Origin of the sequence: Stappia indica, assembly GCF_020177335.1 — a bacterium.
In the GTDB taxonomy this organism is placed as follows: Bacteria; Pseudomonadota; Alphaproteobacteria; order Rhizobiales; family Stappiaceae; genus Stappia; species Stappia indica_B.
On sequence record NZ_JAIVMG010000004.1, the window covers coordinates 279,373 to 305,064 of the forward strand.

The 25,692-nt window shown below is 66.0% G+C and carries 22 protein-coding genes; 11 read left to right on the top strand and 11 right to left on the bottom strand.

Translation table 11 applies throughout. From position 1 onward, the window contains the following. Positions 1–20: 20 nt before the first annotated feature. Both LC062_RS08215 and LC062_RS08220 read right to left on the bottom strand, forming a co-directional pair. Positions 21–1,094, bottom strand: a complete 1,074-nt coding sequence (locus LC062_RS08215) for a LacI family DNA-binding transcriptional regulator (protein WP_224910546.1) — start codon at positions 1,092–1,094, stop codon at positions 21–23. Between the two features lie 121 nt (positions 1,095–1,215). Then, a complete protein-coding gene (locus LC062_RS08220; RefSeq protein WP_224910547.1) occupies positions 1,216–2,115 on the bottom strand; it encodes a DMT family transporter in 900 nt (299 codons plus the stop codon). A gap of 238 nt (positions 2,116–2,353) precedes the next feature. Between LC062_RS08220 and chrA the strand changes: the two genes are divergently transcribed. Next, complete coding sequence (gene chrA / locus LC062_RS08225) at positions 2,354–3,688, top strand: chromate efflux transporter (protein WP_224910548.1); 1,335 nt, start codon at positions 2,354–2,356, stop codon at positions 3,686–3,688. 89 nt (positions 3,689–3,777) lie between these two features. On the opposite strand, the gene LC062_RS08230 is transcribed toward chrA, so the two are convergent. The 7 genes from LC062_RS08230 to LC062_RS08260 form a co-directional block, all read right to left on the bottom strand. Beyond that, positions 3,778–4,260, bottom strand: coding sequence for a MarR family winged helix-turn-helix transcriptional regulator (locus LC062_RS08230; RefSeq protein WP_181760585.1), 483 nt, complete (start codon positions 4,258–4,260; stop codon positions 3,778–3,780). A gap of 168 nt (positions 4,261–4,428) precedes the next feature. Continuing rightward, positions 4,429–5,016 carry an NAD(P)H-dependent oxidoreductase gene (locus LC062_RS08235; protein WP_224910549.1) on the bottom strand — a complete coding sequence of 196 codons (588 nt, stop codon included), beginning with the start codon at positions 5,014–5,016 and terminating at the stop codon, positions 4,429–4,431. 104 nt (positions 5,017–5,120) lie between these two features. After that, the gene (locus tag LC062_RS08240) at positions 5,121–6,521 is read right to left on the bottom strand and encodes an FAD-binding oxidoreductase (protein WP_224910550.1); all 1,401 of its coding nucleotides are present in this window, start codon (positions 6,519–6,521) and stop codon (positions 5,121–5,123) included. After that, complete coding sequence (locus LC062_RS08245) at positions 6,521–7,837, bottom strand: cytosine deaminase (protein WP_224910551.1); 1,317 nt, start codon at positions 7,835–7,837, stop codon at positions 6,521–6,523. The genes LC062_RS08240 and LC062_RS08245 overlap by 1 nt, the downstream gene beginning before the upstream one ends. Then, complete coding sequence (locus tag LC062_RS08250; protein ID WP_224910552.1) at positions 7,830–8,696, bottom strand: ABC transporter permease; 867 nt, start codon at positions 8,694–8,696, stop codon at positions 7,830–7,832. Before LC062_RS08250 ends, LC062_RS08245 begins: the two co-directional genes overlap by 8 nt. Further along, positions 8,693–9,490, bottom strand: coding sequence for an ABC transporter ATP-binding protein (locus LC062_RS08255; protein WP_224910595.1), 798 nt, complete (start codon positions 9,488–9,490; stop codon positions 8,693–8,695). Before LC062_RS08255 ends, LC062_RS08250 begins: the two co-directional genes overlap by 4 nt. 93 nt (positions 9,491–9,583) lie before the next feature. Further along, a complete protein-coding gene (locus LC062_RS08260; RefSeq protein ID WP_224910553.1) occupies positions 9,584–10,621 on the bottom strand; it encodes an ABC transporter substrate-binding protein in 1,038 nt (345 codons plus the stop codon). A gap of 387 nt (positions 10,622–11,008) precedes the next feature. Between LC062_RS08260 and LC062_RS08265 the strand changes: the two genes are divergently transcribed. Together LC062_RS08265 and LC062_RS08270 are read left to right on the top strand one after the other, a co-directional pair. After that, positions 11,009–11,392 (top strand): RidA family protein, encoded by a 384-nt coding sequence (locus LC062_RS08265; protein ID WP_224910554.1) that lies wholly within the window; start codon positions 11,009–11,011, stop codon positions 11,390–11,392. A 208-nt stretch (positions 11,393–11,600) separates the two neighbouring features. Further along, positions 11,601–12,944 carry an 8-oxoguanine deaminase gene (locus LC062_RS08270; protein WP_224910555.1) on the top strand — a complete coding sequence of 448 codons (1,344 nt, stop codon included), beginning with the start codon at positions 11,601–11,603 and terminating at the stop codon, positions 12,942–12,944. A 31-nt stretch (positions 12,945–12,975) separates the two neighbouring features. On the opposite strand, the gene LC062_RS08275 is transcribed toward LC062_RS08270, so the two are convergent. Continuing rightward, a complete protein-coding gene (locus tag LC062_RS08275) occupies positions 12,976–14,112 on the bottom strand; it encodes an MFS transporter (protein ID WP_224910556.1) in 1,137 nt (378 codons plus the stop codon). Positions 14,113–14,332: 220 nt separating this feature from the next. On the opposite strand from LC062_RS08275, the gene LC062_RS08280 reads away from it, so the two are divergent. Then, positions 14,333–15,136 carry a creatininase family protein gene (locus tag LC062_RS08280; protein WP_181760592.1) on the top strand — a complete coding sequence of 268 codons (804 nt, stop codon included), beginning with the start codon at positions 14,333–14,335 and terminating at the stop codon, positions 15,134–15,136. Between the two features lie 63 nt (positions 15,137–15,199). Here the strand turns inward: LC062_RS08280 and LC062_RS08285 are convergent, their stop codons facing one another. Then, positions 15,200–15,550, bottom strand: coding sequence for an ArsC family reductase (locus LC062_RS08285; protein ID WP_224910557.1), 351 nt, complete (start codon positions 15,548–15,550; stop codon positions 15,200–15,202). A gap of 92 nt (positions 15,551–15,642) precedes the next feature. Here LC062_RS08285 and LC062_RS08290 point away from each other — a divergent pair, with 92 nt between their 5' ends. The 7 genes from LC062_RS08290 (at position 15,643) to LC062_RS08320 (ending at position 25,677) form a co-directional block, all read left to right on the top strand. Continuing rightward, positions 15,643–17,358: an adenylate/guanylate cyclase domain-containing protein gene (locus LC062_RS08290; protein ID WP_224910558.1), complete on the top strand. Its 1,716-nt coding sequence runs from the start codon at positions 15,643–15,645 to the stop codon at positions 17,356–17,358. 270 nt (positions 17,359–17,628) lie between these two features. Next, entirely contained in the window at positions 17,629–19,212 is a 1,584-nt protein-coding gene (locus tag LC062_RS08295; protein WP_224910559.1) for an ABC transporter substrate-binding protein, read from the top strand. Between the two features lie 82 nt (positions 19,213–19,294). Next, positions 19,295–20,272 (top strand): ABC transporter permease, encoded by a 978-nt coding sequence (locus tag LC062_RS08300; RefSeq protein WP_224910560.1) that lies wholly within the window; start codon positions 19,295–19,297, stop codon positions 20,270–20,272. 11 nt (positions 20,273–20,283) lie between these two features. Then, entirely contained in the window at positions 20,284–21,231 is a 948-nt protein-coding gene (locus LC062_RS08305) for an ABC transporter permease (protein WP_224910561.1), read from the top strand. Between the two features lie 10 nt (positions 21,232–21,241). After that, positions 21,242–22,243: an ABC transporter ATP-binding protein gene (locus LC062_RS08310; RefSeq protein ID WP_224910562.1), complete on the top strand. Its 1,002-nt coding sequence runs from the start codon at positions 21,242–21,244 to the stop codon at positions 22,241–22,243. Continuing rightward, the gene (locus LC062_RS08315) at positions 22,240–23,268 is read left to right on the top strand and encodes an ABC transporter ATP-binding protein (RefSeq protein ID WP_224910563.1); all 1,029 of its coding nucleotides are present in this window, start codon (positions 22,240–22,242) and stop codon (positions 23,266–23,268) included. Before LC062_RS08310 ends, LC062_RS08315 begins: the two co-directional genes overlap by 4 nt. A 162-nt stretch (positions 23,269–23,430) precedes the next feature. Further along, positions 23,431–25,677, top strand: coding sequence for a heavy metal translocating P-type ATPase (locus tag LC062_RS08320; RefSeq protein WP_224910564.1), 2,247 nt, complete (start codon positions 23,431–23,433; stop codon positions 25,675–25,677). The last annotated feature ends 15 nt before the right edge of the window (positions 25,678–25,692 follow it).

The following is a 25,692-nucleotide window of genomic DNA, read 5'->3' on the forward strand; positions in this document are numbered from 1 at the left end:
ATCCCCGCAGCCCGGCCCGATCACCCCGGCGCGCCCGCGCTCTTCAGGGGCGGCGGCGAACTTTCGCGGATCCTCAGTTCCGGCGCGATCAGAAGCCGCGCCGCGCCCACCTTCTCCCCGGCGATCTGCCGCAGGATAAGATCCGCCGCCCGGCGCCCGATCTCGTCCGGGCAGTTCCACACGGAGGTCAGCGCCGGCGTGCGGGTTGCCGCCCCGTCCGTGTCGTCATAGCCGACGATCGCCATGTCCCGCCCCGGCTCGACGCCGGCCCGGCGCAGCGCCGACAGCATGCCGAGCGCCAACAGGTCGTTGAAGCCGAACACCGCCGTGGGCCGGGGCCGAGCGGCCAGCAGGCGCGGCACCGCATCACGGCCATCGGACTGGGTCATCAGTTCCGGCAGATCGAGCTGCGCCGCAGGATCGATCCCCGCCGCTTCCAGTGCCTGCCGCCAGCCGAGATTGCGGTCGCGACCGGCCGAACTTTGCCGCCGCCCGCCGACCATGGCGATATGGCGATGGCCACGGGCAATCAGGTGTTCGGTCAGGGCCCGGGCACCGGCCACATCGTCGCCGCGCACCACCGGCACCTCGGCGCCTTCCACATCGCGGCAGATCAGCGTGACCGGAATGCCGGACCGGGCGATGGCGTTGATTTCCTCCGCCGTGGTTCCGACCGAGGCGCACAGCACCAACCCGTCGATCCGGTGCTGCAACAGGCTGTCGACGAAATTGCGCTGGCGGGTCGCGTCGTCCCGATGATTGCAGATCAGCACCACCTGATGTTCCCGCTCCAGCTCGTCTTCCAGCGCGCGGAACACCTCGGCGAAATAGGGGTTGAGAATATCGTGGACGGCAATGCCGATCATGTTGGACCGCGCCGTGCGCAACGCCGCCGCCGACCGGTTGTAGATGTAACCGACCTCGATTGCGTGGCGCTTGATCCGCTTGCGCGTTTCCCCGGCAACCAGCGGCGAATCCCGCAAGGCGAGCGACACGGTCGCGGTCGAGACATCGAGTTCGGCGGCAAGATCGCCAAGGGTCAGTCGGCGCGCGCGCCGCTTGCGGTCCGCCTCCCGGGCGGTCCCTTCAGACATCGGCGGTGTCTTCCTGCTCACGCTGCGACCTCTCGCTGACAACACCTGAACGGTCGCGTGAAACAGCGGCTGGAACAGGCGCCGCCCACCATACCGCCCCCGATGTGGGCTGGCGACCGTTTCATGTCCCCGTCCGCCCGGAGGTCTCCGCATCCGGTTCCGCGCCGCCCACCCGGCGTTCGCGATAAAGAATGTAGAGGCCGGAGGCAATCACCACCGAGGCCCCGATCACCGTCCAGGCACCGGGCACATCGGCGAAGATCAGATACCCCAGCGCGACCATCCACAGGATCTGGACATACATGAACGGGGCCAGCACCGGCGCCGGGGCCAGCACATGGGCGCGGATCAGCGCGAAATGACCGATGCAGCCCAGGGCTCCCGTCGACAGCAACAACAGCCAGGTTGTCAGGTCGGGCGGGGCCACCCAGACATCGATCGCAACCGGCGAGATCGCCAGGCTCGCCACCACGGCGGAGATCAGCAACATGCCGACGGGCGAATCGGTCTGCGCCAGCATCCGTGTGGTCAGGGCATAAAGCGCGTAGCAGACCATCGAACCGACCGACAGCAGCGCGGCCCAATGCATCCCGCCGAAGCCGGGCCGGGTCACGATCAGGACGCCGATGAAGCCGACGATGATCGCCAGCCAACGCCGCAACCCCGCCCATTCGTTGAGCAGCGGCCCGGCCAGTGCCGTGACGACGAAGGGCGCGGCGAACATGATCGAGATCGTTTCCGCAAGCTGCAGATAGCGGACAGCGATAAAGTTGAACACCGTCGTCCCAAGCAGCAACAGCGACCGCAGGATCTGCAAGCCCCAACGACGACTTTGCAGCAGCCGCGGTGTCCGCCAGATGCGAAACAACAGCGCCGCATAGACCACATGGGTGGTGAACCGGGTCCAGACGATCTGTTCCGCCGGCAGGGTCGCGCCCAGGTACTTGGCCGTCGCATCGAGCACGGACAAACAGAAGAAGGCAAAGGAAATCAACGCGATCCCGAGCAACCGCTCGCGCACTTCAGGTGTTCCTGCCGCGGGATCGCGACGCAAGAAACGGGTATTCATGGCAGGTCACCATCTTGGCAGGGCAGAGCTGGCCAGCCCAGGGGGCAGGCGGAGAGGTTCTTGAGGCGCGAATTGCGCGAACACGCCCCTCTTACCCCTTTCTTGCGGGAAAGTCGCTTGCCGTCATCAAACTGATCGGCAAAGCCTTTATGCGCGCAAGTTTGAACAGCCCCACGAGAGTGACCACCAGATGACCGGGAACCCAGAGATGCAACACGCCGGCAAGACACAGGCCCTCGGCCCGTTGGCGCGGCGTGCGCTGCGCATCGGTCTTCTGTCCTTTGGCGGCCCAGCGGCGCAGATCGCTCTGTTGCACCGGGAATACGTGGCCGACAGCAAGGCCGTCTCGGAAGAGCGTTTCCTGAACGCGCTCAATGTCTGCATGATCCTGCCCGGCCCCGAAGCGCAGCAACTTGCCACCTATTGCGGCTGGATCGTCGCCGGCACCCGCGGGGCCATCATCTCCGGCCTGTTGTTCATCCTGCCCGGCGCACTGGCCATGCTGGCCCTTTCGGCGCTCTACGTCACCCATGGCGAAACCCCGGTGGTGGAGAGCCTGTTTTTCGGCATCAAGGCCGGCGTTCTCGCCATCGTCCTGCAAGCGCTCCTGCGCCTCGCGGGCCGCGCCCTCATCACCGCCAGTGCCTGGGGGATCGCGCTTTGTGCCTTCCTCGCCCTTTACCTCTTCGCCCTGCCGTTTCCGCTGGTGATCGCCGCCGCCGCGCTGGCCGGCACCCTGTTCGGTCGCGGCCGTCGCCGGTCCGCTCCCGCCGCCCCGCAAGAAACCCCACCGGCGGCCGCAGTGCCTGGCTGGCGGCAGACAGCAGCCCGGCTGGCGATCGGCCTTGGCCTCTGGGGTGCCCCGGCCGGTCTCGTCCTGCTGCTCTTGCCCGAGCATATCCTGCTCGACATCGCCGGCTTCTTCTCGCTGATGGCGGTGGTCAGCTTCGGCGGCGCCTATGCGCTGCTCAGCTACATGGCCCAGGTGGCGGTCGAGACCCATGGCTGGCTCAGCGCCGGCCAAATGCTCGACGGTCTCGGCCTTGCCGAAACCACGCCGGGTCCGCTGATCCTTGTGACCCAGTTCGTCGGCTTCCTCGGCGGCTATGGTCAGCCGGCACCGTTCCCGCCGGCCATCGGCGGCGTCCTCGGCGCCATGATGACCACCTGGGTCACCTTCGCCCCCAGTTTCCTGGCGATCCTCGTCGGCGCCCCCTACATGGAACGGCTGCGCAGCATCGCCTGGCTGTCGGATGCCCTGTCCGGCATCACCGCCGCAGTGGTCGGCACCATCCTCAACCTGTCCCTGTGGTTCGCGATCAACGTGCTCTTCACGCAAACCATCCCCATCGACAGCGGATGGCTCGACACATCCCTGCCCGTTCCCGCCAGCCTCGACCCGTTGGCCGCAATACTGGCGCTGCTCGCCGGCTGTCTGTTGTTCCTGCTGAAACGCGGTGTCGCGGAGGTGGTCATCCTTGCCGCGCTGGCCGGCATCGCCGCCCGTGCCGCCGGCCTCGGCTAGATCTTCGGCTCAAGAGACAGGCACGAGCCGGAACAACAAGAGCCCGGCGCGTCCGCCAGGCCCCTTACGTCGCGAACGCCCCCCTCAACTCAACTGGCGACGGGGGGCTCTTCCAGATCCTCGATCTCCGGATCCTCGCCAACGCGCGCGCCCAGATTGCGCTCCACCTGCCGCAAGAGCTTGCGCAGCTTCTTGCGGTCCTTGTCATCGAGCCCGACCAGCGCTTCCCGCTCCAGCCGCTTCCATGACTTGTCGATGATCTCGACCCGTGCCCGCCCCTCTTCGGTGAGGAACACCCGGGAGAGCCGCCCGTCGGTCTCGGAGGCGGCCCGGCGCAACAACCCTTGCGCCGAAAGCCGGGTCACCATCTTGGTCACCGTGGGCGGCTGGACGCAGAGAACCGCCGCGAGCTGACTCATGGTCTGCCCGTCATTGTCGGACAGAATCTTGAGAACCGCTTCCTGCCCCGGGTGCAAGCCGATCCGGGCAAGGTGGGTGCCAGCGCGCGAACGATGGGCCTTGGCGGTTTGCGCCAGACGAAACGTCACGCTTTTCTTGTAATTGAACGCCATGGTGCACTTTCTAATGCCGGCAAATGAACCCTTTGTGACATAGCCACCGGATCGGGCAGCACCCGCGAAAGCGCTCATGCCGCCAGAGACCATAAATGTGCCCTGTTCATTCTTACGAGGCAAAACACTTTACCGGGATGGCGCTGCTTTTCCGCCAGAGTCTGGATCCTAGAACTTGCCGAGCTGTCGTTCGACGGCTTTCAAGAAACGAACCCGGCTATCCTGGGTGGAGCTGTCCATGTTGTAGTGCGCCAGATAGCATGTCTTGCAGCGCGGCGCGCACAGGGCGCGAATGCCGCGCAGGATGGTCCTGCGGCCAGGCTGCCCCATCAGCCAGGACACCAGCCACGACGCCCCGCAAGTGGTGACCACAGCGATCTTGCAGATGTGCTGCATTCTCGGCTGCATCCCGCGCGCCGCAGTCGGAACATCGAAGGTGACATGCGGCACCCAGACCCGGTCGAGATACCCTTTCAGCATCGCCGGAAGGCCGAACCACCAGGTCGGATAGACGAACACCAGCGCCTCGGCCCAGAGGATGTCCTCCACATGGCGCTCCACTGGTGTGCGGTTGACCTCCTCGTCGTGATACCGCCGCCATTCCGGCTCCGACATCACCGGGTCGAAGCCCTCGCGGTAGAGGTCTGTGACGCGCAGCTCATGCCCGCCGCGCTCCAGCGCATCCCGCGCCGCCGCGCATAGCGCCGCGCCAAAACTTTCCCCGCACGGATGACAATGGATCAGCAGAACCCGCATCAAGACGTCCTCGTCGCACCCGGAGGCCGCCCGGGCGGGCGCCCCTCTCCCGCACCGGCTGCGGGCCCCCACCGGCCCGCCCTCCGGCGAAAATGCCTGGCCGCCTACCTGGCCAGGCCGGGAAACAGGTAAGTCTGGTCGCTGCTGAAGTCGAAATCAGGATTTTCCCAGGCAATCATCTTGCCCGGATTGAGCAGCCCCTTCGGATCGGCCTCTTTCTTGAAGGCCAGTTGCACCGCATCCGTCTGTTTCATGCCGCCCTCTTCCAGCGTGTAGCAGTGCGGGTTGAACACCGGACAGCCCCGGTCCTCGTGAATGCGGATGATCTCCTCAAGCCTGTCCTCGGAGGAATACCGGATGATCGGCAGGCCGAAACAGGTGTTCCGGCCGTCGAAGCGCACGAATTCCAGATGCGCGGGCGCCTCGTCGCCAAGGAGATCGGCCAGATGCACCGCCTTTTCCACATGGTCGGGGAACGGGTAGAGCACCTGCAAGTAGGTGATCGTCGGGTCGACCCGCAAGCCGCGCAAGGTGGTGTGGTTCCACGCCAGCTCATACACCGGCGGCAGCCCCTGCTTGTCCTCGTCGCTGGCAAGGTCCGAACGATAAAGGATCTCCACGCCGCCGAACCGGCTGGTGAAGGCGGCAAACGCATCCATCGCGAAAGGCGCGACCATCAGCGCGCAAACCGACTGATCCCGGCGGATGAACTTCTGGTGCCGGAGGAAATAGTCATGCGGCACCGGCGCGGCGATCGGCGCGATCTCCTTCAGCAGCAACCCGTCCTGATTGGCCAGCGCATCGGCGAAACGGGCCGCCTCGGCGAAGCTGCCGAAACCGGTCAGCACATCGACCCAGTCATAGGCCGCCGTCAGCGGCATCACCACCTCGGTGATGACCCCGTTGGTGCCATAGGCATGGCTGACCTTGTGCAGATCCGCCCCGGACAGCTCCAGAATGCGCGGCTCCGCCTCCATCGTCACCACCCGCAGCCGCAGGATATTGCCGAAATCGCGCAAGCCGCCCCAGTTGATCGAACCGACACCTCCGGACCCGCCGGCGACGAAACCGCCGATGGTCGCGGTCCGATAGGTCGACGGATGCAGGCGCAGCTCCTGACCGCTCGGCCGGGCCGCGTCGTCGATCGCCGACATGATCGCCCCGGCCTCGGCCCGCACCATGCCGGTGGAGACCTCCAGCACCTTGTTCATCTCCGCCAGATTGAGCACCACACCGCCCGACAGCGGCATGGCCTGGCCGTAGTTTCCGGTGCCGGCCCCACGGGTCGTCACCGGAACATCATGGGCGTAGCAGGCACGCAGCACCCGCACCACCTCCGCCTCGTTCGTCGCGGTCACGACGATATCGGCGCACACCTCGTCGAGCTGCCGCTTCAGCACCGGCGAGTACCAGAAGAAATCGCGGCTTTTCTGTCGGACGATCTGCGGATTGTCTTCGATCGCCAGACCTTCAAGGTCCGCCTTCAGCGCGGCAAGATCATTCATCACAAACGCTCCATCAGATCATCGAGTTCACGATAGTCGGGCAAGTCCCGGTCGATGGCCCGCCCGCCGCGCAGCACTGTGCGCGGCCCGCCGGGCCGGGCAACCAGCTCGTTCCAGTTGCGGGCCCGAAACACCACCAGATCGGCCCGCCCGCCCGGGTCGAGACGGCCATGGGCGGCATCGCCGAGCATCCGTGCCGGCGCCTGCGTGACCACGTCGATCCAGTCCCCCACCGGATGATCGAGATGGAGGATGCGGGTCGCCTGGGAAAACAGCTCCACCATGTCGAGATCGCCATAGGCATAGAACGGATCGCGGGTGTTGTCGGAGGCAACCGCCACCGGAATGCCCCGCGCCTTCATCTCATGCAGCAGGGTGACACCGCGCCAGCGCGGCGTACGCCCGGCCTTCCGGTCCATCAGATACATATTGCACATCGGCAGGCTGACAACGCCGAGACCGGTGCGCGCGACCAGATCCAGCGTCCTGTCGACCTCATCCGCGTCCTGCCGCGCCAGCGAACAGCAATGACCGCAGACAATGCGTCCCTCGAACCGGTTGCGCAGCGCCGCTTCGGCGATCAGCCGCAGTGACCGCGCGCCCGGATCCGCCGTCTCGTCCACGTGGAAATCGAGATCGAGCCCGCGCTCCGCCGCAGCCTGGAACAGGCTGTCCAGATGCCCTTCCAGCCCGTCGATCATGTAGGTCACGGCCCCAAGCACACCGCCCGCCTCCGCCACCCGGTCGGCGATACGCGGCAGGAAGCCGGGCGTGTTCAAAAGATCCACCCCATAAAGCGCCGCCCCCTGCAGCTCGATGCGGTCGGCCCAGTCCCGGCGCAGCTCGCGAAACACCGGCCAGGTGATCGCGTCCTGCGGCGACATGCTGTCGAGATGAGTGCGGATCATCACCGTGCCATGGGCATGGGCACAGCGCAGGGCAAAGTCCATCCGGCGGCGCAGATCCTCCGCCGACCAATGGGCGGCCCGGTCCGTGTCCACGGCGGCGAGTGCCCCGTCAAAGGTCCCGTCCGGATTGGGCTTGCGCGGCCAGATGTGCCCCTTGTCGAGATGGGTATGCATGTCGATGAACCCGGGCAGCACCAGCCCGCCATCGAGCTCACTTTTCGGCAGCCCCTGGCCGCGCAGGACACCGCAGGGCGACACCGCCGCGATCCCGCCATTCTCGATCAGGATATCCGCCCGCCCCAGACCATCGCCCGCATGGTCCAGCCCGCCGGCTGTCAAGCTGCCGGGAAGGGTCGCATTGACGAGCAGGTAACGCTCCTGCCCAGGCGGGGAAATTGCTTCAACCATCGCGTTTCACCGCACTTTCATGCCAATTGCGCAACAGGAGATGGGTCACCAGGCTCAGCACGGCGAAGATAATGATGCCCGTCAGCGAGATCAGCAGGATCGCGGCAAACATGCGCGGGATGTTGAGCCGGTAGCTGGCCTCCAGGATCTTGAACGCAAGGCCGGAGCCGACGCCGCCGGTGCCGGCGACGAACTCGGCGACGATCGCGCCGATCAGCGACAGGCCGCCGGCGATCCGCAGCCCGCCGAGAAAATAGGGCAGCGCCGCCGGCAGCCGCAGATAGCGCAGGGTCTGCCAGCGGGTCGCACCATAGAGCTGGAACAGGTTGCGCAGATTGTGATCGGCGGAATTCAGCCCCAATGTGGTGTTCGACAGGATCGGGAAGAAGGCGACGATCCAGGCGCAGATCAACAGCCCGACGATCTTCGAGGGCACATAGATGAAGATCAGCGGCGCGATGACGATCACCGGTGTCACCTGCAGGATCACCGCATAGGGGAAGAACGACATCTCCACCCATTTCGACTGGGCGAACAAAACCGCCAGGCCAACCCCGCCGATGGTGGCGACCACCAGCGCGCCGAGGGTGATCTGCAACGTGACCAGCAGCGCCGGCCAGAGCATCGGCCAGTCGCGCACCAGTGCATCGACCACCCGGTCCGGACCGGGCAGGATGTAATGCGGCACCTTGTAGGCCACCACATACCATTGCCACAGGGCGATGGTCGCGGCCATCACCACCACCGGCAACAGCCATCGGGCCCACCGTTCGACCCTTGCGCGGCGGGCCTTGCGGCGTTCGGCGACATCGAGCCCGGGCGCCGGCCCGGACAGGCCGGTCAGATCGGCGCTGCTCACTCTGCCCTCTCCTCTTCGTTCAAGGTCGCCTGCAGCGCCTCCGACGCCTGCCGGCAATAGTCGCTGTAAAGATGCGAGGTGCGGAATTCCTCGGTGCGCGGATAGGGCGCATCGACGGCAAGATCCGCCACCACCCGCCCCGGCCGGGCCGCCATGACGACAATCCGGTTCGACAGGTAGACACTCTCGAAAACCGAATGGGTGACGAAGATCACCGTCCAGTCGAGGGTTTCCCAAAGCCGCAGGATGTCGTTGTTGAGCTTGAACCGGGTGATCTCGTCGAGCGCGGCGAAAGGTTCGTCCATCAGCAGCAGCTTGGGCCGTGTCACCAGCGCCCGGGCAATCGACACCCGCATCTTCATCCCGCCCGACAATTCGCGCGGGTAGCTGTCGGCAAAGCCGGCAAGCCCGACCATGTCGAGGGCGTCCATCACCTCGTCGCGCGCCGCCGCCACCGAGCGCCCCTTCAGCCGCAGCGGCAGGTGCACATTGGCGAAGACACTGGCCCAGGGCATCAGTGTCGGCTCCTGAAAGACGAAGCCGAGCTCGTGATCGCCCTGGCCCGGCGCCTCGCCCGGCCAGACGATCCGCCCGTTGGTCGGGCTCGACAGGCCGGCGATGAGGCGCAGCGCCGTCGACTTGCCGCAGCCCGAGGGCCCGAGCAGGCTGACAAACTCTCCCGCGCCGATGTCGAGAGACAGGTTCCTCAGCGCGACCGTAGCGTTGGAGAAGCTCTTGGTGATGCCCTGCAGGGAAACGATCGGCGGGGTTTCGGACAGCGGCCGCGATGCCATGCCTCGCGGCGCGCCGTCACTGGATGCCGCACTCACGCCGGCATCTCCGTCTGTTGCTCTATCATGTCGGATCGATTGCCTGAACTTGCGGGATCACTTGCCGGTGAGCTTCTTTTTCAGATCGAGCCCGACACCCTTGTTGACGAATTCCAGCGTGTAGGTCGAGGTGATGTCGAGTCCCTCCTCGACAACCCCGGCCCGCACCATCTTGGCGTAGAAATCGGCGTTGCGGCCATCGGTCATGGCGCCGATGCCGAGCGTCAGGCTGTCGCCGGAATCGACGATCCCGTATTCCTTCATCCGTTCGACGGAAAAGGCGATCTGCTCCGCCGCCATCTCCGGATTGGCTTCCTGGATCAGCTTGTTGGCCGCTGAGTTGTCGCCATAGAGGTAGGTGTACCAACCAAGCGCCGAACCATCGACGAAGCACTGCACCACGTCCTTCCGGTTCTCCACGGTCGAGGCCATGGTCTCGATGGTCGTGGCATAGGTGCTGAACCCGTGATCGGCGATCAGGAAGACGTCCGGCATGACCCCGCTTGCCTTCTGGATGGCATAGGGCTCCGCCGTCGCATAGCCTTGCTGGCCAGCACTCGGATCGGCGAGGAAGGGCGCCGGATTGAACGTGTAGGGCCGGCGCTGCTCGACGGTGAAGCCGAACTCGGAAATCATCCACTGGTAGTAGGAGGCAAAGCCATTGTCGCCGATCAGGAGCGGCGCCTTGCCGGCCATCGCCTCCCAGCTTGGATATTTGCCCGGATGGGTGAGGATCACCTGCGGTTCCTTCTGGAACAGCGCGCTGACCACCACCACCGGGATGTCCTCGCGCTTGGCATAGAACACCTGCAGCATGTTGCCGCCCATGTGGAAATCCAGCTTGCCGGCCAGGAGCAGAGCCCGGTTGTTGACCTGCGGTCCGCCCGGAACAATGGAGACATCGAGACCGCAGGCCGCATAGGTACCATCCGCCACCGCCTGATAGAACCCGCCATGCTCGGCCTGGGCGAGCCAGTTGGTGCCGAAACTGACCTTCTCCAGAGCCTGGGCGCCGCTCGTCCCGCCAAGACCGGCCACGGCGGCGAACACCGCCGCAACGGTCGCCTTCCGCCCGATTTCCAACATCCTGTGCATGTCGCTGTCCGCCTCCGATTGTCCCCGTGCCGCCCGTGACCATCCTCGCGGTCGCAGTCTCTTGCCGCTCCCGCGCCCCAAGGGGCGCGACGGGGCCGCAAGGGAGCCCCGGCACTTGTTTCATTTTCCGGTATCAGCAAGTCACGTGCCAGCCAGCGAGGGGGCGTCAATTCTTTCCGGCGTGCCCCAAAGCCTGACCGGCCCGTGTATTTCTCCTCCCCCTCCCGCGTTCCTCGAAGGAAGCCTACCCCAGCTTGATCGCACAAAAAAGCGGCAACCACGGCACAAGACGCAGACAATGCGCATCCGCCCGATGGGGTCTTGCGAACACTGCTGTTTCCCGCTGGAATGGTGCCTTCCGAAAGACCTCCCGCAAATGGAGCCGCCATGACCAAGGCCTTGACGCCCACCAGCATCCGCGCGCCCTTCGCCTGCTACAGCCACGGCATCGAGGTCCCGCCCGGAGCCCGGCTGGTGCTGTGCTCCGGACAGCTCGGCATCGCCGCCGACGATCATGTTCCGGCCGATGTGGAAGGTCAGACCCGCCTGTGCTTTGAAAACATCGGCGCGATCCTCAAGGAGGCGGGGCTGGGCTACGACAACATCGTGCGCATCAATGCCTTCGTCACCGGCCGCGAACACCTGCCCGGCTACATGAAGGTGCGCGACGCCTTCATCGGCTCGCCGCCGCCGGCCTCCACGCTGATGATCGTCTCCGGCTTCGCCCGGCCGGAATTCGTCGTTGAGGTCGAGGTCATCGCCGCCGGCTGAGCGACGCGGGGTCACGCTCGCAGCCATTGCGACGACGGCCGGGCCTCTGCTACTTTTCTTGATGGCGGGTCGGCCGGACGGCAGTTGCCGTACCGGGCCACCGCCGGACCCCACTTCGATTTCCCTGTGCGGAACTCGGGCGGCCAGGTTCTTCACCGAAGGCCGCTATCCAAGCCTGCAGGTCGACACGACAACAGGAAGGATATCCATGCGCCAATGGATCAAGAACCCGCTCGCCATTCTTGCCCCGGAGGCTGAAGGCGGCGTCGTCATCGAGGACGGCCGCATCGCCGAATGTGTCGCCGCCGGTCAGCAGCCATCGCAGCCGGTCGATCGCACCTTCGATGCCTCCCGCCACGTGGTGATCCCGGGGCTGATCAACACCCATCACCATTTCTTCCAAACCCTGACCCGCGCCCATCCCGCCGCCATCAACAAGGAGCTGTTTCCCTGGCTGACCGCGCTCTACCCGATCTGGGCGCGCAACGTCACCCCGGAGACCTTCCGTATGGGCACGCGGCTGGCGCTCACAGAACTGATGATGTCCGGCTGCACCGCCGCCTCCGACCATCACTATCTGTTTCCCGCCGGCCTGGAAGACGCCATCGACATTCAGGTGGAGGAGGCCACCCGGCTCGGCATCCGCATGACCGTCACCCGCGGCTCGATGAACCTCAGCCAGAAGGACGGCGGTCTGCCGCCCGATACGGTGGTGCAGGACGAGGACACCATCCTCGCCGATTGCGAGCGGGTGCTGGCGCGCTACCACGACCGGTCCGAAGGCTCGCGCATCCAGGTGGCGCTCGCCCCTTGCGCCCCCTTCACCGTGACCAAGCGGCTCATGCGCGAAAGCGTTGCCCTGGCCGAGCGGTTCGACTGCCGCCTGCACACCCATCTCGGCGAGACCATCGACGAGGACGACTACTGCCTGCACCACTTCCAGTGCCGTCCGGTCGACTATCTGGAGGAATGCGGCTGGCTCAACGACCGGGTCTGGCTCGCCCATGGCATCCATTTCAACGATGACGAGATCAAGCGGCTGGGCCATGCCTGTGTCGGCGTCTGCCACTGCCCGACCTCCAACATGACGCTGGCCTCCGGTCAGTGCCGCACCAAGGAGCTGGAGGCGGCCGGCTGCCCTGTCGGCCTCGGTGTCGACGGCTCGGCCTCCAATGACAATTCCAATCTGATGGAGAGCCTGCGCCACGCCCTGATGCTGAACCGACTGACCTATGACGCAGCCAGCGTCACCCATCACGACACCTACCGCTGGGCGACGGAAGGCTCCGCCCGTTGCCTCGGACGCGAGGACATCGGCGCCATCAAACCCGGCAGGCAGGCCGATCTTGCGTTCTATACCCTGGACGAGTTGCGCTTTTCCGGCGCCGGCGATCCGCTCGCCGCCCTTGTCCTGTGCGGCGCCCACACCGCCGACCGGGTGATGATCGCCGGCGACTGGACGGTGGAGGACGGACGTCCGGTGCATCTCGATATCGACCGGCTGCGGGCCGAGCATGGCGCCGCAGCGCGCCGGTTCCTGGAGAGCTTCTGACCGCCCCCGGCCCGTCCGGCCCTGCCGGATTTCAAGCCCTGTCGCTGCGCAGCGACGGGGCCAGCACCGTCACCATCAAAGCCATCACCGCCAGGAAGACGAACCCGGCGGTGAGCGACAGCCCCTCGGCAATGGCGCCGACGAGCGGCGGGCCGAGCAACAGGCTGCCGTAGCCAAGGGTCGAGACACTGGCGAGCCCCGCCCCCGGCGAGATCACCGGATCGCTCGCCGCGCGGGAATAGACCAGCGGCGCCAAGGGCGCCATTCCGGCCCCCGTCAGCGCAAATCCGGCCCAGGCCACCACCACATTGGGCGCCAGCACCACCGTCAGGATGCCGCTCGCCGCCACGACCCCGCCGACCCGGGCGACATTGCTGGGGCCGAACCGCACCACCAGCCGATCCCCGGCGAAACGAAAGGTCACCATGAAGATGGAAAAGAAGGTGAAGCCCAGCGCCGCATAGGCCTCGCCGGCGTTCAGCACATCGACCAGGAAGATCGCCCCCCAGTCGGCAATCGCCCCCTCGCCGATCATGGCACAGAAACCGAGCATGCCGACGAGGATCAGGCTGCCGCGCGGAAGGGCGATCAACGGGCTCTTCTGACCGCGCCCGGTAATGCCCTGCCAGGGGATCGCCGACAGCCACAGCGCCGGAATGGCGGTCAACAGCGCAAACAACGAGAAATGGGTGGCAACGGAAAGGCCATTCAGGATCGCCAGCGCGCCGATGCCCGCGCCGCACCCGGCGCCAACGCTCCACATGGCGTGGAACGACACCATGATCGACCGTCCGCGTGCCCGCTCCACCTCCGCGCCGAAGGCATTCATCGCCACATCCATGCCGCCGTGACAGGCACCGAGGAAAAACAGCAACGGTGCCAGATGCCAAGGCTCGGAGGCCAGCGCGACCATCGCCAGCGCCGGACCATGGGCAATGGCGACCAGCCGCGAGGTGCGCGCCGCGCCGATCTCATCCGCCAGCCGGCCGGCGAGCGGAAACGACAGGATCGCCCCGAGCGCCATGCACAAGAGGTAAAGCCCCAGCTCGCCCTCACCGAGATCGAGCGCCGCCCGGACACTCGGCACCCGCGAGGCCCAGGACCCGAACAAAGCGCCATTGAAGAAGAAGAGCGCCGAAACGGCGACACGCGGTGTTCTGAGCAGCATGCTGGAAAATCCGGATGAGAAAAGACAGGCAGGACAAATGCAGCGTCCCCGAATACCCTGTCCGGCGCGGCGAGGAAATGCACCTGCCGAGAAAATTCAAACGATTTAATGTGCAAGAGCCGCTTCCCGGCGCTGCGCGTGATGCGGAATGCGCTATGGTTTGCGCCGGCCGGCGCGATCCGCGCCACAGCACGATCCGACCCGCAACAATGAGGCAGCCATGTCCGATCTCCCCCGCAGGTTCTGGCACGAGATGACGGCATTCGATTTCGCCGAAGCCGACACCTCCGACTGGATCGCGATCCTCCCGGTCGCCGCCATCGAACAACACGGCCCGCACCTGCCGGTCTTCACCGATACCTGCATCGCCGAAGGACAGATCTCACGGGTGCTGGAGCTGCTGCCGGACGATCTTCCGGCGACCTTCCTGCCCGTCCAGGCGGTCGGCAAGTCGAACGAACATATTTCCTCGCCCGGCAGCCTGACGCTGTCCTGGGACACCGCCACCCGCGCCTGGACCGAGATCGGCGAAAGCGTTTTCCGCGCCGGCATCCGCAAGATGGTGCTGATCACCTCTCACGGCGGCAATGTGCCGATCAGCGACATCGTCGCCCGGGAATTGCGGGTGAAGCACGACATGCTGGTCACCGCCACCGGCTGGTCCCGCTTCGGTCAGCCCGAGGGGCTGTTTCCGCCGAAGGAGTTCACCTACGGCATCCACGGCGGCGATATCGAGACCTCGCTGATGCTGTATCTGCGCCCGGATCTCGTCAAGATGGACAAGGCGCGCGACTTTGCCTCCACCCAGCTCGACTTCATCGAAGAGTTCAAGCATCTGCGCGGTCATGGGCCGGCCCAGTTCGGCTGGAAGGCGCAGGACCTCAATCCGGCGGGCGTCGTCGGCAACGCCGCCAATGCCAGCGCCGCGAAGGGACAGGCTTCGCTCGACCATGCCGCGCGCGGCTTCGTCGAGCTGCTGCAGGACATCCACGCCTTCGATCTTGAACGCCTCTGGCGCCCCTGACGTCCCCCTTGGAACAGCCCTCTCCCCGCCGCCTTGCGGGCGCTGCGGGGAGAGGGCGCGTCCTCACGCGCACACAGTCGCCCATTCCTCCCGGTTGAATCCGACCAGCCAGCGCCCGTCCGCATCCAGCACCGGCCGCTTGATCAAAGAGGGGTTCGCCACCAGTACCGCAATCGCCGAGGCCGCATCGGTCACACCGGCGCGTGTCTCCTCCGGCAGCTTGCGCCACGTGGTACCGCGCCGGTTGACGAGCTCCTCCCAGCCCAACTCCTGCACGAAACGCGCAAGCAAATCAGCGTCCAGACCGGCTTTCCGGTAGTCATGAAACACATGATCGACACCATTTTCTGCTAGGAACGAACGCGCCTTCTTCATGGTATCGCAGTTGGAGATCCCGTAGATCGTGACAGTCATCGTCTCTCCCTGAATGTCGGAACGTTTGTGGCATTTGACCGTGCCCCATCTCTTGCGCACATCATAGGGACGACAACACAAGGCGAATGGCAATGGTCGAAACGCGTGGAACCACAGGTACGGCGAGCGCCGCTGCGTTTCGGCAGCGCCTGCGTCTGGTGAGCGGCCTGACCCTCCTGACCTTCGCCTTCACCCATTTCCTCAATCACATGCTCGGGCTCTGGTCGCTTGAGGCGATGGAGGCCGGGCGCGAGCTGTTCCTGGCCGTCTGGCGCAACCCGCTGGGCGAGCTCCTGCTCGTGACCGCGATTCTCACCCATGTCGCCCTCGCCCTGTGGAAGACCGCGCGGCGGCGCACCTGGCGCATGCCGGTCTGGCAATGGATCCAGTTGCTGCTCGGTCTGGCCATTCCCTATCTGCTGATTCCGCATGTGATCGGCACCGCCGGGCTCGCCGCCCGCTTCGGCTACGCCGACACCTACCGCAATGTGCTGACGATCTTCTGGCCCGGTTTGCTCGTCAACCAGACCACCTTGATGGTGCTGGTCTGGACCCATGGCATGATCGGTCTGCATTTCTGGCTCCGCCTCAGCAAGGTCTACCGGCGCTGGTTCCCCTGGCTCTTGTCCGTGGCGGTGCTGGTGCCGGTGCTCGCGTCCCTTGGCTGGATCGGCGCGGCCCGACGGCTGGCCCTGGTGGAACAGGTCCCCTTCCCCCTCACCGGGGAGATGATCACCTGGTCCGATCCGCTGATCCTCATTCTGCAACGGGGATTTTTCGGTCTGCTGGCCTTGGTCGTGGCCGCGATTCTGGTGCGCACCATCCGTCGCCGCTTCGCCGAGACCATTACCATCACATACCCGGGCGGCAGAACCCTCAGGGTCGTCCCGGGCCCGACATTGCTGGAAGTCAGCCGCATGAACGGCATCGCCCATGCGGATGTCTGCGGCGGACGGGCACGCTGCTCCACCTGCCGCACCCGTATTCTGGCCGGCGGCGACAGCCTGCCGCCGCCCTCCACCCAGGAAGCACAGGTGCTGGCGCGGATCGGCGCCGATGACACCGTGCGGCTCGCCTGCCAGATCCGCCCCACCGCCCCGCTCAAGGTACAGCCGCTGGTGCCGGCGCGCGGCGCACCCCGCCGCAACGTCACCTCCGGCGATGCCTACCACTGGGGGGTGGAGCAGCCAGCCGCGATCCTCTTCGTCGATCTGCGCAACTTCACCGGCATTACCGAAAGCCGCCTGTCCTATGACGTGGTGTTCCTGCTCAACCGCTACCTTGGCGAAACGGCCCGGGCCATCGAGGCCTGCGGAGGCTATGTCGACAAGTTCATCGGCGATGGGGTGATGGCGATCTTCGGCATGACCGACGGCATCCAGTCCGGCTGCCGCAATGCTCTTGCCGCCACCAATGCCATCGCCGAAAACCTGGAGCACCTGAACGTAGAACTGGCCAGCCAGCTCGAGACCCCCTTGCGGATCGGCATGGGCCTTCATGCCGGGCAGGTGATCCTGGGCCGGATCGGCGCGGCCGATGGCGGCAACCTGGGAGCTGGCACCCGCATCACCGCCCTTGGCGACGTGGTCAATATCGCCAGCCGGCTGGAAGCCGCCTCCAAGGAACTCGGCCAGACGCTGGTCGTCTCGCGGCAGGTCCTGAGGATCGCCGGATATTCCTGCGACGCGGCTCGGGAAACGGAAATCGAAGTACGCGGCCGCAGTCGCCCGATGACCGTCTATGCCGTGACCCCGCCCACACCGCTGCGCGAAGCTCTCGCCAGCCCGACGGAAAACGCGGCGGAATGAACAGGACCTGACGGTGACGGCCCAGCTTGGACCGCCCCCCATGAAATGGGCTGAAAATGGCGCGGCTCGCCGCCGATCAGCCGTTTCTGAAACATCTGATTCGCGCCCCTCTCGCAAATAGACGAAAGCACGCTGGACGCGCGGTTTCAGGCTTGTTTAGATGCGAGGCGACGGATTGCAAAAAATGGTTAAGACCACTTGTGATCGACTGGCGAAAGATCGGCATGAGGCAATCCGCATGAAAAAACAAAAGAAAACAATGAGGGGAACATGCGCATCATCGGACAACTGGCTCTTGCGGGAGCGATAGCCTCGACAACCCTTACGGCAGCCTCCGCCGAGACACTGAAATACGCCTTTCAAGGCACCCTCAACCAGCTCGACCCCTATACCCTGAACGAAACCTTCACGCTCGGCTCCCATGGCAATGTCTATGAGGGGCTGACCCGCCGGGCACCGGACCTCACAATCGAACCGGCCCTTGCCGAACGCTGGGAGATCATCGAGCCGAATCGCTGGCGCTTTTATCTGCGCAAGGGCGTGAAATTCCACAATGGCAACGATTTCAATGCCGATGACGTGGTGTTCTCCGCTGGGCGCGTCCGCTCGGAAGGCTCCGACCTGACCTCGCGTATCGATCCGGATGTGAAGGTGGAGAAGATCGACGATTTCACCGTCGATTTCGTCCTGCCCGAGCCGAACCCGATCCTTCACTACTCCTGGGACACCTGGTTCATCATGGACAAGGAGTGGACGGAGGCCAATGACGCGGTCAAGGTCACCTCTGCCTCGGACACCACGCCGAACTACGCCTCGCTTCACGCCAACGGCACCGGCCCGTTCACGGTCGTCAGCCACGAGGCCGGCGTCAAGACCGTCTATGCGCGCTATGACGACTGGTGGGACACCGCGATCCACAATCTCGATACGGTCGAATTCACACCGATCGCCTCGGACGCGACCCGCATCGCCGCGCTCCTGTCCGGCGATCTCGACATGGTCTATCCGGTGCCCGTTCAAGACATCAAGCGGGTGGAGAGCAACGAGGGCACGCGCGCCCTGACGGGTCCGGAGCTGCGCACCGTCTTTCTCGGCTTCGACCAGCGCCGTGACGAGTTGCTGCATTCGACAGTGAAGGGCAAGAACCCGTTCAAGGATGTGCGGGTGCGCAAGGCCTTCTACCAGGCGCTCAATCTTGACGCGATCCGCGACAAGATCATGCGCGGCCTGTCGACGCCGTCCGCCCTGATGATCTCGCCCTTCCTGTTCTCCCGGGCCGGTGATTTCGAGCGCCTGCCCTATGATCCGAAGGCGGCGAAGGCGCTTCTGGTCGAAGCCGGCTACCCTGATGGCTTCGGCGTCAGTCTGGACTGCCCGAACGATCGCTATGTCAATGACGAGGCGATCTGCCAGACGGTCGCCGCCTTCCTTGCGCGGATCGGCATCCAGGTTGACCTCAACGCCCAGCCGAAGGCCCAGTATTTCGCCAAGGTGCTGGCCTCCGGCGGCTACGACACCTCGTTCTATCTGCTCGGCTGGACCCCGGCGTCCTTCGACAGCTCGAACGTGCTCGCCGACCTGCATGGCTGTCGCAACGACAAGGGCACCGGCGGGCCGTTCAATCTCGGCGGCTACTGCAATCCGGAGGTCGATGCCCTCACCGCGCGGATCTTCGCCGAGAACGATCCGGACACGCGCGACCAGCTGATCGTCGACGCCTATCGCCTTACCCTTGACGATGTGGCCTATATTCCGCTGCATCAGCAGGGGCTTGCCTGGGGCGTTTCAAACCGGGTCGAGCTGCAGCAACGGGCGGACAACCAGTTCCACTTCCGCTGGGTCGTGAAGAAATAGCGGCAACGGGATCTCCGGCGGGCCGCGACCTCATCCGCGCCGCCCGCCGGACCTTTCCAGGCTTTCCACTCATCGAGGCTTCATGCTTGCCTTCACCATCCGCCGTCTGCTCCAGGCCATCGGCGTCATGCTCGTCGTCGCCCTGATTTCCTTCACCCTGTTTCGCTATGTCGGCGATCCGGTCAACCAGATGGTTGGCCTGGACACCTCGCTGGAACAGCGCGAGGCCTTGCGCGAGCAACTGGGACTGAACGATCCGGTTCTGGTCCAGTTCGCCCGCTTCGTCACCCGCGCGGCACAACTGGATTTCGGCACCTCCTATCAGTTCCGCCAGCCGGTGGTCGATCTGATCGGCCGGCGCTTGCCGGCAACGCTGGAGCTGTCGCTGGTCTCCGCGCTGCTGGCCCTGCTCTGCGGCATTCCCATGGGCGTCTACACCGGCCTCAACCGTGACAGCCTGCTGTCCAAGCTGTTTCTCACCATTTCGCTGATCGGCATATCGCTGCCGACCTTCTTCATCGGCATCCTGCTGATCTTCCTGTTTTCCGTGACCCTGCAATGGCTGCCGAGCTTCGGGCGGGGAGAGGTGGTGGATTTCGGCTGGTGGAGCACCGGGCTCTTGACGATCAGCGGCCTCAAGGCGCTGATCCTGCCCGCAATCACCCTCGGCCTGTTCCAGATGACACTGATCATGCGGCTGGTGCGCTCGGAAATGCTTGAGGTGATCCGCACCGACTACATCAAGTTCGCCCGCGCCCGTGGTCTCAGCCAGCGCAGCATCCATTTCCGCCACGCCCTGAAGAACACGCTGGTGCCGGTGATCACCATCACCGGCCTGCAACTGGGCTCGATCATCGCCTTCGCGATCATCACCGAGACCGTGTTCCAGTGGCCGGGCATGGGGCTGTTGTTCCTGCAATCGGTGCAGAATGTCGATATTCCGGTGATGGCCGCCTACCTGATGCTGATCGCCTTCCTGTTCGTCGTCATCAACCTGATCGTCGACCTGCTCTATTTCGTCGTCGACCCGCGCCTGCGGGTCGAGCGCGCGTCCCATTGAGGAGCCAGCCGATGTCCCCGATCAGCGACAACCTCGACACGGAACGCCGCGGCGTCGTCTTCCGCCTGCGTCAGAGCGACATGCTGCATTCCTTCCTGCGGTCGAAGATCGCGATGCTCTCCGCGCTCATCACCCTTGCCGCCATCATCGGCGCCGCCTTCGCGCCCTGGCTCGCCCCGCATGATCCGTTCGATCTCGCCAGCCTGTCGATCCTCGATTCGCAGCTGCCGCCGGTTGGCATGGAGGGCGCCGATCCGCTCTATCTGCTGGGCACCGACGATCAGGGCCGCGATGTCTTCTCCGGCATCCTCTACGGCGCCCGCATCTCCCTCGCGGTCGGGTTCGTCTCGGTGCTGCTGGCGGCGGTCGTCGGCGTCCTGCTCGGCCTTGTCGCCGGCTATGTCGGCGGGCGCACCGATGCCATCATCATGCGCATCGCCGAGGTGCAGCTCACCTTTCCGGCGATCCTGATCGCGCTTCTGATCGACGGTGTCGCCCGCGCCGTCTTCGGCAATCTCGACCGGGAACGGTATGCCTTCTGGATCCTGGTGCTGTCCATCGCCCTGTCCTTCTGGGTGCAATTCGCCCGCACCGTGCGCGGCTCGACGCTGGTGGAGCGCAACAAGGAATACGTCCAGGCCGCCCGGCTGATCGGCATTCCGCCCTTTCTGATCATGATCCGGCATGTGTTGCCCAATGTCATCGGCCCGGTTCTGGTGATCGCGACCATCAGCCTCGGCCTTGCCATCATCACCGAGGCCACGCTCTCCTTCCTCGGTGTCGGCATCCCGCCGACCCAGCCCTCGCTCGGCACCCTGGTACGGATCGGCAATGACTTCCTGTTTTCCGGCGAATGGTGGATCGCCATGTTCCCGGGCTTCGCCCTGGCCATTCTGGTGCTTGCGGTCAATTTGCTGGGCGACTGGCTGCGCGACGCGCTGAACCCCAAGCTGCGGTAGGGCTGGCACGATGACACAGATCCCCTTGCTTTCGGTCGAGAACCTCCGGGTCGAATTTCCGACCCGCCACGGCGTCCTGACCGCCATCGATGGTATTTCCTTTTCCCTGCGCGAAGGCGAGGTGCTGGGCGTCGTGGGCGAATCCGGCGCTGGCAAGTCCCTCACCGGCGCGGCGGTGATCGGCCTGCTGGAGCCGCCCGGGCGGATCGCCGGCGGTGAGATCCGCCTGAAGGGCGAGCGGATCGACACCCTGTCGCCGGCGGCCCTGCGCCGGGTCCGCGGCAAGCGCATCGGCATGGTGTTCCAGGATCCGCTCACCAGTCTCAATCCGCTGTTCACCATCGGCGACCAGATCATCGAGACGATCATGACCCATTTGCCGGTCTCCGAGGCGGAGGCACGCAAGCGGGCCATCGCCCTGCTGGACGAGGTGGGCATTCCCGCCGCCGCCCAGCGGCTTTCCGCCTATCCGCATCAGTTCTCCGGCGGCATGCGTCAAAGGGTGGTGATCGCGCTGGCGCTCTGCGCCGAACCGGAGCTGGTGATCGCCGACGAGCCGACCACCGCGCTTGACGTATCGGTGCAGGCGCAGATCATTCACCTGTTGCAGCGCATCTGCCGCGATCACCGTACGGCGGTGATGCTGATCACCCACGACATGGGGGTGATCGCCGAAACCGCCGACCGGGTGGCGGTGATGTACTCGGGGCGCATTGCCGAAATCGGCCCGGTGCGGGATGTGATCGCCAACCCGCGCCACCCCTATACGGTCGGCCTGATGGGGGCGATCCCCACCTTGAGCGGCGACCAGCAGCGCCTGACCCAGATCCCCGGCGCCATGCCCCGTCTCGATGCCATCCCCTCCGGCTGCGCCTTCAACCCGCGCTGCGCCCAAGCCTTCGACCGCTGCCGGCGGGAGCGTCCCGCCCTGATGCCCGCCGGTGAAGGCGAGGCCGCATGCTGGCTGGTGCATACGGCCAAACAAAAGGCCGGCGAAGGAGAGACCGCATGAGCGCGCTGCAGCCACAGCCGGTGGTCGAGGTGCGCGGCCTCGGCCGTACCTTCGATGTCTCCCGCCCCTGGCTCAACCGGGTGCTGGAACGCCAGCCGAAGGCCTTTCTCAAGGCTGCCCAGGACATCACCTTCGCCATCGACAAGGGCGAGACCTTCGCGCTCGTCGGCGAATCCGGCTCCGGCAAGTCGACGGTCGCCAAGCTTGTGGTCGGGCTTCTGGAGGCGAGCGCCGGGGAGGTCCGCATCGACGGCATCGACATGCGCCGGCAAACGCCCTCCAGTGCCGCCATGCGCGATTTGCGCCGCCGCATCCAGATGATCTTTCAGGACCCTTATGCCAGCCTCAATCCGCGCTGGCGGGTCGACCGGATCATCGCCGAACCGATCCGCGCCTTTGGGTTGGAGCGCTCGCGGCAGGCCATCGCCACCCGTGTCGGCGAATTGCTCGAGTTGGTGCGCCTGCATCCGCGCGACGGGCAAAAGTATCCGCATGAGTTTTCCGGCGGCCAGCGCCAGCGCATCTGCATTGCCCGCGCGCTGGCCTCCCGGCCGGAGTTTCTCGTCTGCGACGAACCGACCTCGGCGCTGGATGTCTCGGTGCAGGCGCAGATCCTCAACCTGATGCGCGACCTTCAGGACGAATTCGGCCTCACCTACCTGTTCATCAGCCACGACCTGGCCGTGGTCCGGCACATGGCCCGGCGCATCGGCGTGATGTACCTCGGCCGACTGGTGGAGATCGCGGGCAGCGGCGATCTGTTCGCCCGCCCGCAGCATCCCTATACGCGGATGCTGATGGCAGCGATCCCCGACCTCACCATGTCCGGCCGGCCACGGCGCGCCATCGAAGGCGAGATCCCCAACCCGATCAACCCGCCCTCCGGTTGCACCTTCCATCCGCGCTGCCCGCTGGCCAACGACCGCTGCCGGCGCGAGTTGCCGCAACTTGGCAGCGTGAACGCGGGCAGCAGTGCGGTTGCCTGCCACGCGGTCGAGGAAGGACGCGCCGACGCCGGCCCGTGACCCCATGCCGCTGGCCTGCTGCCGCCCGCGACTACGGCGGGGCTTGACCCTCCAGTGACTGGAATGCCTATACGCAAGGCAACGCATCGCCGTGCCCGCCGCTGTGGCCCGTCCTCCCCGACATTCGGCCGGCGCGAGAAACGGCATTCAAGGAGTTTTCCGATGTCCCAGATGGGTCTTCAGATTGAGCAGGACAGCACCGACCCCGCCCGCGTGGCGGTGCAGCTTCAGGTCACCGGCATGACCTGCGCCGCCTGCGCCGCCCGGATCGAGAAGGTGCTCACCCGCGCCCCCGGCGTGCTGCGCGCCGTCGTCAACTTGCCGATGGAAACCGCGCTGGTGGAGACCGACGGCAGCGCCGGCCCGGACGCCCTGATCCGCCTGGTGGAAGGCGCCGGCTTCGGCGCCGAGGAGCGTGCCAGCGACGCCAGCAGCGAGCGCGCCCGGCAGGAACAGGCGGATGCGGCGACCCGGGCGGAGGAGCGGCGCACCTTCGCGCTTCTGGTCTTCTCCACCCTTTTGACCCTGCCGCTGGTCGCCGGCATGGTGACCGCCCCCTTCGGCCTCGACCTGATGCCGCCGGCCATGGTGCAGATGGTTCTGGCGACCATCGTCCAGATCGTGGTCGGACGCCGGTTTTACGTGGGTGCGGCGCGCGCGCTTGCCGGCGGCGGCGCCAACATGGATGTGCTGGTGGTGCTCGGCACCACCGCCGCCTACCTCTACAGTGCCATCCTGACCCTGCGCGCCTGGCCGGAAAACCCCGGGCACCTCTACTTCGAGGCCTCGGCGGTCATCCTGACGCTGATTCTCTTTGGCAAGCTGCTGGAAACCCGGGCCAAGCGCACCACCACCGCCGCCATTCGCGCCCTGACCGAGCTGCGGCCGGACACCGCCCATCGCCTGACCGAGAGCGGCGGCATCGAAACCGTGCCGGTGGATGCGCTCTTTCCCGGCGACCGGGTCCTCGTCAAGCCGGGCGAGCGCATGCCCGTCGATGGCCGGGTGCTGGAGGGGGGCAGCGATCTCGACGAATCGCTGGTCACCGGCGAGAGCCTGCCGGTCGCCAAGACCGTCGGCGATGAGGTGATCGGCGGCACGATCAACGGCTCCGGCGCGCTGACGGTGGAGACCACCGCGCTGGGGGCCGACAGCAAGCTTTCCGCCATCATCCGACTGGTCGAGGCCGCCCAGAGCAGCAAGGCGCCGGTGCAGAAGCTGGTCGACAAGGTGTCGTCGATCTTCGTGCCAATCGTGGTCCTCGTTGCAATCGCCACCTTCGCCGGCTGGTGGCTGACCGGCGCGGAACTGGATGCGGCCATTGGCGCCACCGTCGCCGTGCTGGTCATTGCCTGCCCCTGCGCCCTTGGCCTGGCCACCCCCACCGCCCTCGTCGCCGGAACCGGCGCTGCCGCCCGTGCCGGCATCCTGATCCGCGACATCGAGGCGCTGGAAATCGCCCACAAGGTCGACACGGTGGTGTTCGACAAGACCGGAACGCTGACCGAAGGCCGTCCGGCGGTGACCGACATCCGCGCCTTCGACCGCAACGACGACCGGCTGTTGCGCATCGCCGCCTCGGCCCAGTTGCCGAGCGAGCACCCGCTGGGCCGGGCGATGATCGAGGCGGCCGAGGAACGCGGCCTGCAGCTCTCCCGGCCGAGCGATTTCCGCGCCGTTCCCGGCCAGGGCATCATCGCCGAGATCGCCGGCGAGACCGTTCTGATCGGCAACAGCCGGCTGTTGCAGGCGCATGGCGTCGACCGTTTCATGGCTGACCAGATCGCCCGCAGCTTCGCCGCCGAGGCCAAGACCTGCGCCACCGTTGCCATTGCCGGCCATGCGGTTGGGGTGATCGCCCTCGCCGACACGGTGCGCCCCGAAACGCCCGCTGGGCTGGCGCGGCTGGCCGAACTCAATGTCGCCCCGGTGATGCTGACCGGCGACACCGAGGCGGTGGCCCGCACCGTTGCCGAGGAGCTGGGCATCGAGCAGGTGATTGCCGGGGTGCCGCCGGAGGGCAAGGCGGAAACCGTCACCGGGCTGGTGGAGGAAGGCCGGACCGTGGCCATGGTCGGCGACGGGGTCAATGACGCCCCGGCCCTGGCCGCTGCCAGCGTCGGCATCGCCATGGGCTCCGGCTCGGAAGTGGCGCTGGAGACCGCCGGCATCACCTTGATGCGCCCGCGTCCGGACCTTGTCGCCGATGCCATCGGCGTCTCCCGGGCAACCGTGCGCAAGATCCGGCAGAACCTGTTCTGGGCCTTCGCCTACAACGTCGTCGGCATTCCGCTCGCCGCACTTGGCCTGTTGACCCCGGCGCTCGCCGGGGCGGCCATGGCGCTGTCCTCGGTTTCCGTCGTGACCAATGCCGCCCTGCTGCGGCGCTGGCGGGCGAAGGCGCAATAGCCCGCGCAGGAGCGG

Bases quoted from the DNA above. Each gene is read 5' to 3' on its own strand.
- LC062_RS08280 (WP_181760592.1), top strand. From the start codon at position 14,333: ATGTCCGATCTCCCCCGCAGGTTCTGGCACGAGATGACGGCATTCGAT.
- LC062_RS08310 (WP_224910562.1), top strand. From the start codon at position 21,242: ATGACACAGATCCCCTTGCTTTCGGTCGAGAACCTCCGGGTCGAATTT.
- LC062_RS08255 (WP_224910595.1), bottom strand. From the start codon at position 9,490: ATGGCATCGCGGCCGCTGTCCGAAACCCCGCCGATCGTTTCCCTGCAG.
- LC062_RS08260 (WP_224910553.1), bottom strand. From the start codon at position 10,621: ATGCACAGGATGTTGGAAATCGGGCGGAAGGCGACCGTTGCGGCGGTG.
- LC062_RS08300 (WP_224910560.1), top strand. From the start codon at position 19,295: ATGCTTGCCTTCACCATCCGCCGTCTGCTCCAGGCCATCGGCGTCATG.
- LC062_RS08315 (WP_224910563.1), top strand. From the start codon at position 22,240: ATGAGCGCGCTGCAGCCACAGCCGGTGGTCGAGGTGCGCGGCCTCGGC.
- LC062_RS08240 (WP_224910550.1), bottom strand. From the start codon at position 6,521: ATGAATGATCTTGCCGCGCTGAAGGCGGACCTTGAAGGTCTGGCGATC.
- LC062_RS08215 (WP_224910546.1), bottom strand. From the start codon at position 1,094: ATGTCTGAAGGGACCGCCCGGGAGGCGGACCGCAAGCGGCGCGCGCGC.
- LC062_RS08235 (WP_224910549.1), bottom strand. From the start codon at position 5,016: ATGCGGGTTCTGCTGATCCATTGTCATCCGTGCGGGGAAAGTTTTGGC.
- LC062_RS08285 (WP_224910557.1), bottom strand. From the start codon at position 15,550: ATGACTGTCACGATCTACGGGATCTCCAACTGCGATACCATGAAGAAG.
- LC062_RS08275 (WP_224910556.1), bottom strand. From the start codon at position 14,112: ATGCTGCTCAGAACACCGCGTGTCGCCGTTTCGGCGCTCTTCTTCTTC.
- LC062_RS08270 (WP_224910555.1), top strand. From the start codon at position 11,601: ATGCGCCAATGGATCAAGAACCCGCTCGCCATTCTTGCCCCGGAGGCT.
- LC062_RS08295 (WP_224910559.1), top strand. From the start codon at position 17,629: ATGCGCATCATCGGACAACTGGCTCTTGCGGGAGCGATAGCCTCGACA.
- LC062_RS08305 (WP_224910561.1), top strand. From the start codon at position 20,284: ATGTCCCCGATCAGCGACAACCTCGACACGGAACGCCGCGGCGTCGTC.
- chrA (WP_224910548.1), top strand. From the start codon at position 2,354: ATGACCGGGAACCCAGAGATGCAACACGCCGGCAAGACACAGGCCCTC.
- LC062_RS08245 (WP_224910551.1), bottom strand. From the start codon at position 7,837: ATGGTTGAAGCAATTTCCCCGCCTGGGCAGGAGCGTTACCTGCTCGTC.
- LC062_RS08265 (WP_224910554.1), top strand. From the start codon at position 11,009: ATGACCAAGGCCTTGACGCCCACCAGCATCCGCGCGCCCTTCGCCTGC.
- LC062_RS08290 (WP_224910558.1), top strand. From the start codon at position 15,643: ATGGTCGAAACGCGTGGAACCACAGGTACGGCGAGCGCCGCTGCGTTT.
- LC062_RS08320 (WP_224910564.1), top strand. From the start codon at position 23,431: ATGTCCCAGATGGGTCTTCAGATTGAGCAGGACAGCACCGACCCCGCC.
- LC062_RS08230 (WP_181760585.1), bottom strand. From the start codon at position 4,260: ATGGCGTTCAATTACAAGAAAAGCGTGACGTTTCGTCTGGCGCAAACC.